Below are 9,052 nucleotides of genomic sequence, written 5' to 3'. Positions count from 1 at the left end.
TTTGGATATGTGAATCTTTTATTCCGAGCATTTTTCCTATATAATTAAGACTAGACATATTGAATAAACATCCTTTCGTTAATTGTTAGCACCTTTATTGTATCGGATTTTATTCAATATATCTTTTTTTGTGCAAAAAAAGTAGGCGCCAAGAGGACACGCAACTAGCGTTTCTCTTTAGCGCTCCAAAATAAATTATAGAACCATTATTGTTTGTGAATTATCTACTTGGAGCATGAGGCATAATGGGTGGGTGGTTGATTATGAATTAGAAAAATATCGAGGAAATAGTTTAGTAGAAGAGCCTAGTTTGTATTTTAAAATAATATTTAAGATGTGTAGAGTTATTACTATAGGAGAGTATTATTATTTAAAAAGTTTAGGCGGGTTATGGACTATAAATCAAGGCATAGCATTTCTTTATTTACCTAGTGAATTTTACATGATAGAAGCTATTTTAGGATTGGTAGTTTGTATTTTTATTGGAAGAATAGGTAGTAGCTGGATAAAACGATATTATAAATTATAAAATCAGTATACAATAACCAGATACGACCAGTTGAAAAACAATAAATAACAGATTGGCTTAATCCGTACCAATATAATTGTGTTAATATTTGAAATATGTTTATTTTAGAAGAATATATTAGAAGATAGAAATAAATATTCTGGGAATATACAAAAATGAAAATATATAAAGACTATTATAAAAAGATTGAAGAGTATATGGATGGTTTAACGAAAAATATAACTATTGCAAATGAAGAAGAGTTGGAGAGTATTTTGGAGGCTTTAGAAAAAGTAGATTTTGATAGTCATTTAACAAATTTGGCTGAAAAAGTTTTTTCAACTTCAATTTTATTAGCGGAATATCCATATATTTTACCATTAGAGATATACAGACATGCTATGAAATATCGAGTTAATATAAATATATGTAAGTCTTTTTATCAGTATATTAGTGATAATGGATGGGATGAAGAAAGTATAATTATAAAAGGTATGTTGTGTGAGAAGGACTTGCAGGGGATAAAGGAATTTTGTATTAAACATACATTTTCAGATAGAGAAAACTCGTATTTCATGGAGCGCCCTATATGGAAGGGAAAAAACTATGAAGATGTATTAAAAAAATATGGAGTACCATGGAAAGAAGGATTTGATTTTTAGAAAACAATAGTTAATTGTAAGACTGCATTGAATAATATAGAGTCAAAAAACTCCCTTTTAAGTAGCACAAGTTTTATTTCCTGTGTCTGCCTAAAAGGGAGTCTGTTTTATCCGTTATAAATACTAAGGTTGTTTTTGTCCTATAAGTCTCGGTTTTTACTTCACCCAATCCACAGTCCAACGCTTACCAACAGATGATAGAGTGTCACACTGATGGACGTAAATTTCATAGCTTCGTTCATTTTTACCACGTCCGCATAGCGTTGCAAGATAGCAGCGCTTTTAAAAGCCGGGAAGAGAGCTATGATACCGAGCAAGGATGCTGATGGCAAATGCCCTAAAAATACCCATAAGAATAACCAAAGGACGCAGACGATAAATAAGGTTCGCAATAAGCGGATTCCTTCGTCTTTACCTAAAAGGATAACCAAAGTACGACGTCCGTGGGCTTTATCATTGCTGAAATCGCGCAGATTATTGGTCATCATGATATTGCCGATGAGGATGGTAGACGGAATGGCCGGGATTAAGAAGTCCCAGTAGAGCGTGCCCGTCCAGGTGTAGGCCGTAATATAGACAATGGCAAAACCCATGGCCACACCTGAGGCGAGTTCGCCGAACGGTGTGCGCGAAATCGGTTTTGGACCGCCCGAGTAGAATAAGCTGATCAGAATACAAACGGCGCCGGCCGGCAATAACCACCAAGATACTTGCGATGCCAAGAAAATGCCGAGCACGAGCGGCGTGAGGGAAAAGATATAGCCCAGTTTTTTTACCTGCTGCGGCGAAATTCCTTCACGGACGATGGTGCCGCTGTTGCCGGCCGCTTGGTTTAAGTCGAGACCGGATTTAAAATCGAAATATTCATTCCAAATATTGGCGGCAATCTGTGAACTCATGACACAGATTAGAATTAATAAGGTGTAAAACAGGCTTAGCCACAGGCTGTGAACCGCCGTGTGCTCAGTCGCCGCGTAAGAAGCACCGAGAATAACCGGGCTGAATGCGGCCGTTAAGGTGCGGGGCCGGGCTAAGCGATAAAGTTGTGAAGCAGTCATACAAAATTAGTCCTTTCGACCGAAAAACGGTCCGATTGATAATTGTGGTGGCGATGGTAGTTGTGCCAGCAAAACGCCGAAGCACATGGCTACGAGCCCCCAGATTTCCTGATAATTAAGCCGTTCATCCAAAATTAAATATCCTAAAATACCGGTGAATACAATTTCAAGACTCAAAATGAGCGAGGCCTCTGTCGGCGGCAATTTGCGTTGCCCTAAAAGCTGCCCTGTAAAACCGATACCGGCCGATAAAACGCCGCCCCAAACGATGAATAGCCAAGAGTCGGCGATATTTTGAAAAGTTGTGGTTTCCAAGAATAGAGACGCTATGGCTGAGAACAAGGCACAGCCGAAAAACTGGTCCATGGACAGTAAGAACGGATTATATTGTTTGGATACCGTATTTAACAGCAAAATGTGAATGGCCCAGAACAATGTGGAAATCAGGATGATTCCGTCGCCGTAAGAAGGGATGAAACTATCTTTTAAGCTCAATAAGGCGGCGCCGACGATGGCGCACACAACGCCGCCTAAAGCGGTCAGGCTGAGTCGTTCACCTACGAAGAGACCAAGCAGTGGTACGAGGACCACATATAAGGCTGTTAAAAAGGCGGCTTTTGACGCCGTCGTATAGGCAATGGCGTATTGTTGCAAACTGGCACCTAAAAATAGCATAAAGCCAAGGGCAAGGGAGGGCCAGATGATGGAACAGTGCGGCTTTTTCAAAGGTGCTCCCGTTTTTATCCAGAAATAAAACGGACTTACGGTTAATACTCCCAACAAAAAGCGTATCGCATTGTACGCATTGGGACCGATTACATCAGACGCAAGACGTTGGGCTACAAAGGTGGAGCCCCAAACAAACGCAGTGAGTAATAAACATAAGCGAGCTTGTAACATAAAAAGAGGATTCCTTTCTATAAATGTAGAATTATATAAAGATAACCCTTAACAATTGTAACTAAAATAATCTTAGTTGTAAATTGTTACCCCCAAAGGTTTATTAACTTTTGTCTCAAGAAGTGTGGTATTTACGGAAGTTTTACACTTCTCATAAATATTCCGTTACCTCTAGTATATCGGGTTAAAAGTTTATGTCAACACAATTAATATATTTATTAGAAGAGATGAGGAATGTACTGTGATTAGTAAAGCTTTATTAACGGATTTGTATCAATTTACCATGATGCAAGGGTTATTTAAGGAAGGTCTGCATCGTACTCCTTGCGTTTTCGACCGTTTTTATCGTAAAAACCCCTTTGACGGTGCGTATACGGTAGTGGCCGGCTTAGAGCACGTCATCGATTATTTGAAAAATCTGTCCTTCAACGAAGATGATATTGCCTATTTACGTGAAACCGGTTTATTTGAAGAAGATTTTCTCGACTATTTAAAAGATTTCCGCTTCACCGGCAGTGTGTATGCGGCACCGGAAGGGACTGTTGCCTTCCCGGGGGAATTGTTGCTTCGTATTGAAGCACCTAAAGACGAAGCGATGCTCATTGAAACGCCTTTATCCATGTATCTCAATCATGAATCACTGATTGCTACCAAAGCGCGTCGTATCCGTAGTGTGGCCGGCAATGACAGCCTCGCCGAATTCGGTATGCGTCGGGCCCAAGGTACTAATGCCGCCGTTTACGGTGCCAGAGCATCTATTATTGGCGGTTTTAACGGCACCAGTAATGTGTACTCCGCATCACAATACGGTATTAAACCGGTAGGCACCATGGCGCACAGCTGGATTATGAGTTTCCCTGATGAACTCACGGCTTTTCGTTCTTATGCGGAACAATACGAAGATATGTTGGTACTCCTCGTAGATACCTATGACACATTGAAACAAGGTGTGCCCAATGCCATTCAGGTTTTCAAAGAAGTGAAAGAACGCCGCGGCGGCACCATGCCTAAAGGTTACGGCATTCGTCTCGACAGCGGCGACTTAGCGTACTTATCGCAGGAAGCTCATCAAATGATGACGGAAGCGGGTTTCCCGGATGCTACGATTTTTGCATCCAATGATTTGGATGAATACACCATCGCCGACTTGAAAAGTCAAGGCAGTGCCATTTCCGCTTGGGGAGTAGGTACCAAACTAATTACCGCCGATGGCACATCCGCCTTGGGTGGCGTGTATAAATTGGCCGGTCAATGGAAAACCGATGGTTCCTTCGTACCAACTATGAAATTCTCCGACAATGTGGAAAAAGTAACGAATCCGGGCCGTAAAAAGGTATTGCGCCTCATCAATCGACGTAACCGTAAGTTAATCGGCGATCTCGTTTGCCTTCTCGATGAAACGATTGATACGACGAAACCATATACCTTCCAAAATGCCATGTATCCTTGGAAACGGACCCATTTAGCGGCTGACAGCTTCGACGTAGTGGAACTGTTGGTGCCGATTTTTGAAAACGGCAAATTAGTCTACGATGTGCCAAGTTTGCCTGAAATTGTAAGTTATGCGAATGAGCAGATTAAATTGCTCTGGCCTGAATATTTCCGCTTGAATCGTCCGCCGATTGTTAAGGTGAATATCAGCCAGAAATTACACGAATTGAAACGACAATTGTTGCTTGAAAAAGTAAAGCATAATAATCCGGAATTTACGGAGGGGTAAGACTGTATACAGTAGTGCGCTATGTTTGCTAGGTATAAAGAAGCGGTCATATTCTCAGGAAAAGACTAAGGGAATAGTAAGTAGATATAAAGGAGTGAATCAGATGAAACACAAGTATCTGAAGGGATTGGTATTGGCTGCGTTATTGGGGTTGGCCACACCGGCGATTTCGGGCGTTTCGGCAGCGGAAGCAACGAGTGGTACGCTGGCGCCGATTAGTTTGCCTTACGGTATCGTACAAAGCAGTGATGCGGTGAAAACAAAAGTATCACCTGATACTATCGCCATTAAGCCACAGCTCGTAAGCACGGTGATGACTACCGTAGACAATAAAACGGTGAACTTACCGGCCGGAGTGACCGTCTTTGACTTAAAACGGATGATGACGCCAATGGGGATGGTTGACGGTACAAAATTTATTTCCGCCAAAGAATTGAATGCGGAATATGTTAAAGATATTCGTGACATGGCTAGCAAGAAAGAACTCAACATAAAAGAGCTGAAGGATTTTAACGGCACGATTTATCGCGATTGGAATATGTATCAATTGCGCGGGGAAGATGCGGAAGGCGTTCATACGGCCTATGTAGTGGATTTGGCATTAGGACCCGATTATATCAAAGGTGAACGAGCTAATCTTGAAATCAGTAACGCTTTGTGGGAAGCGGCGGATAAATCAGTAGCGAATACTAAAAAATCCGCTATAAACAGCAGAGACGGTGTACAAGAGCGCGATTCTATGAAATTTGCCAAAACGGCGGCTATTGCAGCGGCCTATATGTCGCAAGTATCTAATACGGGTGATTCGAAGGAGCAATTAGGCCATACGTGGCAGGTGGTTCGTGATTTGGGCGACGAACTGACGAAGCAGCAAGAAGCTATGCTGGCACCGTATCCGGCTGAATATGATGCGGACGCCTTCTATACGGCTATGCTTAAGGGCACCGAGGCTGTACCTGTGATGCGGGATGCAGCGGCATTCAATCAGTTTGTTGACAAACATAAGAACAATTTGGTGAAAGCCTTAGTGGCTGATTTAGATAAGGCCATCGGTGAATTGAAAAAAGAAGCTGAGACGAATGAGCGTGCCAAAGAAAAATTGGAGCTTAATCAGAGCCTTCGCGACGGTTTGAAAAAATTCTTTGCTACGTCGGACATTAAAGCGGATTATTTGAGCGAATTGGAGCAATTAAATTCTCATTTCGGCCCGGTACTCTACTCTGAAGCGCGGGACGTTTTTACCTTTGACAGCTACGAAATTCCGCTCGGTGGTTTGAATTTAGTTCGTTTTGACAAAGAAGGTCCGGTTATAACAGTATTAACCACGAATGACGGAGATTTTAATTATTGGCAAAAGCAGTGGCAACGCATGTATAACTTAGAACCTCAAGTCAGAGCGTTTACCGCTGATGCGAAAAATACCGCTATTCCGGCTAAAAAAACGACAACGCACATGAAAGCTTTAGGTCATGACGGAAATATCGTAGTACCACGTGATTTAACGGTTAAAAGATTATCGGATACTGTCATTATTCCGGCTCTGAAGAACTTCATGGAAAATGAGACGAAAAAGGCCGTTGAAAAAGGACCGGAACTGCGCGATTGGGTAACCGACAAATTATTGGTTGGGGAAGAACGCGAAGCGAGCATTGAATATTACAATCGTCTTAAAGAACGGTTGCAGTTTTATGAAGATTACCGTCTCGGTGAAAAATCTGATGTATACCAATGGCAAATGAAGGATAGTGAAGGGCGTAAGACGGCTACCGTATTTGGCATGGTGTTGACACCAAAAACGTCACAAGGTTTATACAGTATGTTGCAAAAAGATTTTCTTGATTTTCAGTTGCCTGCAATTAATTCGTATTGGATGGAAAGTAACGGTGCCTTAAAGCAGATGATTTTGAAGGCTACTAATTTAAGCAGTATGTCCGATTATGCTTTTACGTCGGTAACGATAAAAGACCAAACGCCTTGGGCGTTATTACCGCATTATACGCATCCGGCGTATACAGGTTCAGCTCGTGCATTTATAAATGTGAATGGCTTTGAATTGCCATATTATATACAGGGCGCGGTTGTCTTGACCGAGCCGGATCCGGTAGTGTACATAATGTTTACATCCGATTTGGAAAGGGATGAATTTGCACCGCGTTTTGTACAGTTCATTCAAGAGCTTTAATTTAAAGCTTGAACGAAGTTGTATTGTAATGGCATAAATAGAAATAGCCACAGCAAACCGTAAAGTGCTGTGGCTATTTTGAACTTACTTGTAAAGAAGCCTATAAGCTTTCATATCATTTGAGAAGCTACGCCATATTAAAACGTATTTTTCGTTGTCCGTTTCGGCCATTTTAGGGGTTCCATGTCAACGCCTTCCAAGGTAAGAAGTTTAACTTTGACTGATAGTCCGCCGGTGTAGCCCGTAAGGTTATTGTTGGCACCGATGACGCGGTGGCACGGTACGATGATGGGAATGGGATTATGGCCGACGGCGCCGCCGATGGCACGAGCCCGAATTCCGGTATTGTCATCGTTGGGGTAGAGCTTTTTGGCTAAATCACCGTAGGTAGTAAGCGCGCCGTAAGGAATATCCAGGAGGGCTTGCCACACTTTTTGGCGAAACGGCGTGCCGATGAAGCGAATCGGTGGCATTGTAGTCGGATTTTTGCCGGCGAAATAGTCTTTTAACCAAGTTTCCGTGGTTTTAAAAATAGGAAGGTTATTATTTATAACTTCCTTAGAATCCGTATCCAAATTGTATTGTTGGCTTGGTAAGCTGAGACCAATTAGGTTTTCACCATCACTGTACATGGTAATAATGCCATAATCGTCAAAGCTTATGGTGTAGCTGTAAACGGTATGGGGGTCGGTGTTTGTGTTAGCTTGATTGCTCATGATGGTAAGCCTCCTCAGGTAATTGCAGTAAAAACGGGATAGTGAAATGTGTTATATAAAAGAGGAATGTCAATTGTATATCAACATTTTCAAAATGAGTCTATGACATTTTGAGGTAAACATTTTAGGTTATTTTGTCCATTTGATATTGTACATCACAGTTAACTTATTCTATAATGAATCTATAAGCAAATTATACAAGTTTATTCGTGTAATTGTCCATGAAAGGAGTTTTTTATGAAACCTGTATTTACTGAAAACGCCCCTAAAGCTTTAGGCCCTTACTCTCAAGCTATTAAAGCCAACGGCTTTGTGTTCATTTCCGGCCAGGGCGGCATCAATCCTGAAACCGGTAAATTGGTTGAAGGCGGCGTTGAAGCTGAAACTTTACAAGCTATGAAAAACATCGAAGCTATTTTGAAAGAAGCAGGCACTGACTTCTCCAAAGTAGTTAAAACAACTTGTTTCTTGGCTGATATTAACGATTTTGCTAAATTCAATGCTATTTATGCTGAATACTTCACAAGCAAACCAGCTCGCAGCTGCGTAGCCGTTAAAGAATTACCGGCCAACTTCTCTGTTGAAGTAGAAGTAATTGCTGTGGCAGAATAATTCGGTAATTTGGCTGAAATAAAAATCAGAATTTGATGTTGTGATTGAAAGCTGCACAAAATCATCGAAGGTTGAAAGCGGAAGGCTAAAATTCCAATAAAAAAACTCCGGTACAGGCGGTAATGTGTAGTGACCCCAAAAAGTTAGACTTTTATTTCCGAGAAGCCTGAATAGGTTTCTCGGAATTTTTTATGCTACTGTATTCTTTAAGCGATACTTTACCGGACTTAGCCAATTCAACTTCTCTTTTATTCGTTTTTCATTGTAATAGAGTATATATTGAGTAAGTGCTGTTTCTAATTCCTTGTAGCTATGAAATGTTTTTCCATAATACATTTCTTGTTTCAAAATTGAAAAGAAGTTTTCCATAGGCGAATTGTCATAGCAATTTCCTTTTCTGGACATACTCTGGAAGATATTATTATTCTTTAAGAGCCTTTGATATTCTTTCATTTGATACGCCCAGCCTTGATCAGAGTGAAATGTTCGTCTATATTTAGCATCCTCTGTTATTTTAATAGCTTTTCTTTGTGCCATTAAAATACCAGATGCTAAAGGTGCCGGTGAAATACTGAAACTTAGTATTTCAAGATTATATAGGTCCATAAATGGATCTAAATACAATTTTCTTGTTATTAATTCTCCATCAGCTCCCACCTCATAATACTTGAATTCAGTTGTATCTGTTGTGATT

Annotated in this window: 9 protein-coding genes; 5 read left to right on the top strand and 4 right to left on the bottom strand. The window is 40.9% G+C overall.

All coding sequences use genetic code 11. The features are described from left to right. The first annotated feature begins 253 nt into the window (after positions 1–253). On the top strand, positions 254–529 hold the full coding sequence (locus E7204_RS00425; protein WP_021840034.1) for a hypothetical protein: 276 nt from the start codon (positions 254–256) through the stop codon (positions 527–529). 155 nt (positions 530–684) lie between these two features. Then, positions 685–1,170, top strand: a complete 486-nt coding sequence (locus E7204_RS00420; protein ID WP_021840035.1) for a hypothetical protein — start codon at positions 685–687, stop codon at positions 1,168–1,170. Positions 1,171–1,331: 161 nt separating this feature from the next. On the opposite strand, the gene menA is transcribed toward E7204_RS00420, so the two are convergent. Continuing rightward, positions 1,332–2,228 carry a 1,4-dihydroxy-2-naphthoate octaprenyltransferase gene (gene menA, locus E7204_RS00415; RefSeq protein ID WP_295180517.1) on the bottom strand — a complete coding sequence of 299 codons (897 nt, stop codon included), beginning with the start codon at positions 2,226–2,228 and terminating at the stop codon, positions 1,332–1,334. A 6-nt stretch (positions 2,229–2,234) separates the two neighbouring features. After that, on the bottom strand, positions 2,235–3,128 hold the full coding sequence (locus E7204_RS00410) for a DMT family transporter (RefSeq protein WP_295180515.1): 894 nt from the start codon (positions 3,126–3,128) through the stop codon (positions 2,235–2,237). A gap of 241 nt (positions 3,129–3,369) precedes the next feature. Here E7204_RS00410 and E7204_RS00405 point away from each other — a divergent pair, with 241 nt between their 5' ends. Both E7204_RS00405 and E7204_RS00400 read left to right on the top strand, forming a co-directional pair. Further along, positions 3,370–4,848 carry a nicotinate phosphoribosyltransferase gene (locus tag E7204_RS00405; protein ID WP_295180513.1) on the top strand — a complete coding sequence of 493 codons (1,479 nt, stop codon included), beginning with the start codon at positions 3,370–3,372 and terminating at the stop codon, positions 4,846–4,848. Positions 4,849–4,951: 103 nt separating this feature from the next. Further along, positions 4,952–7,030: a hypothetical protein gene (locus E7204_RS00400; RefSeq protein ID WP_295180511.1), complete on the top strand. Its 2,079-nt coding sequence runs from the start codon at positions 4,952–4,954 to the stop codon at positions 7,028–7,030. A 137-nt stretch (positions 7,031–7,167) separates the two neighbouring features. Here E7204_RS00400 and E7204_RS00395 read toward each other — a convergent pair whose 3' ends face one another. Continuing rightward, complete coding sequence (locus E7204_RS00395) at positions 7,168–7,746, bottom strand: methylated-DNA--[protein]-cysteine S-methyltransferase (RefSeq protein ID WP_295180509.1); 579 nt, start codon at positions 7,744–7,746, stop codon at positions 7,168–7,170. A 237-nt stretch (positions 7,747–7,983) separates the two neighbouring features. Between E7204_RS00395 and E7204_RS00390 the strand changes: the two genes are divergently transcribed. Beyond that, the gene (locus tag E7204_RS00390) at positions 7,984–8,358 is read left to right on the top strand and encodes a RidA family protein (RefSeq protein WP_295180507.1); all 375 of its coding nucleotides are present in this window, start codon (positions 7,984–7,986) and stop codon (positions 8,356–8,358) included. A 189-nt stretch (positions 8,359–8,547) separates the two neighbouring features. Here the strand turns inward: E7204_RS00390 and E7204_RS00385 are convergent. After that, on the bottom strand, positions 8,548–9,052 hold a 505-nt coding region (locus tag E7204_RS00385; RefSeq protein ID WP_295180505.1), incomplete at its 5' end, for an IS3 family transposase.

Origin of the sequence: Veillonella sp. (assembly GCF_015058545.1) — a bacterium.
Taxonomy (GTDB): domain Bacteria; phylum Bacillota; class Negativicutes; order Veillonellales; family Veillonellaceae; genus Veillonella_A.
Note: the sequence above shows the minus strand (reverse complement) of the source record. Positions and strands in the feature narration are given on the sequence as shown.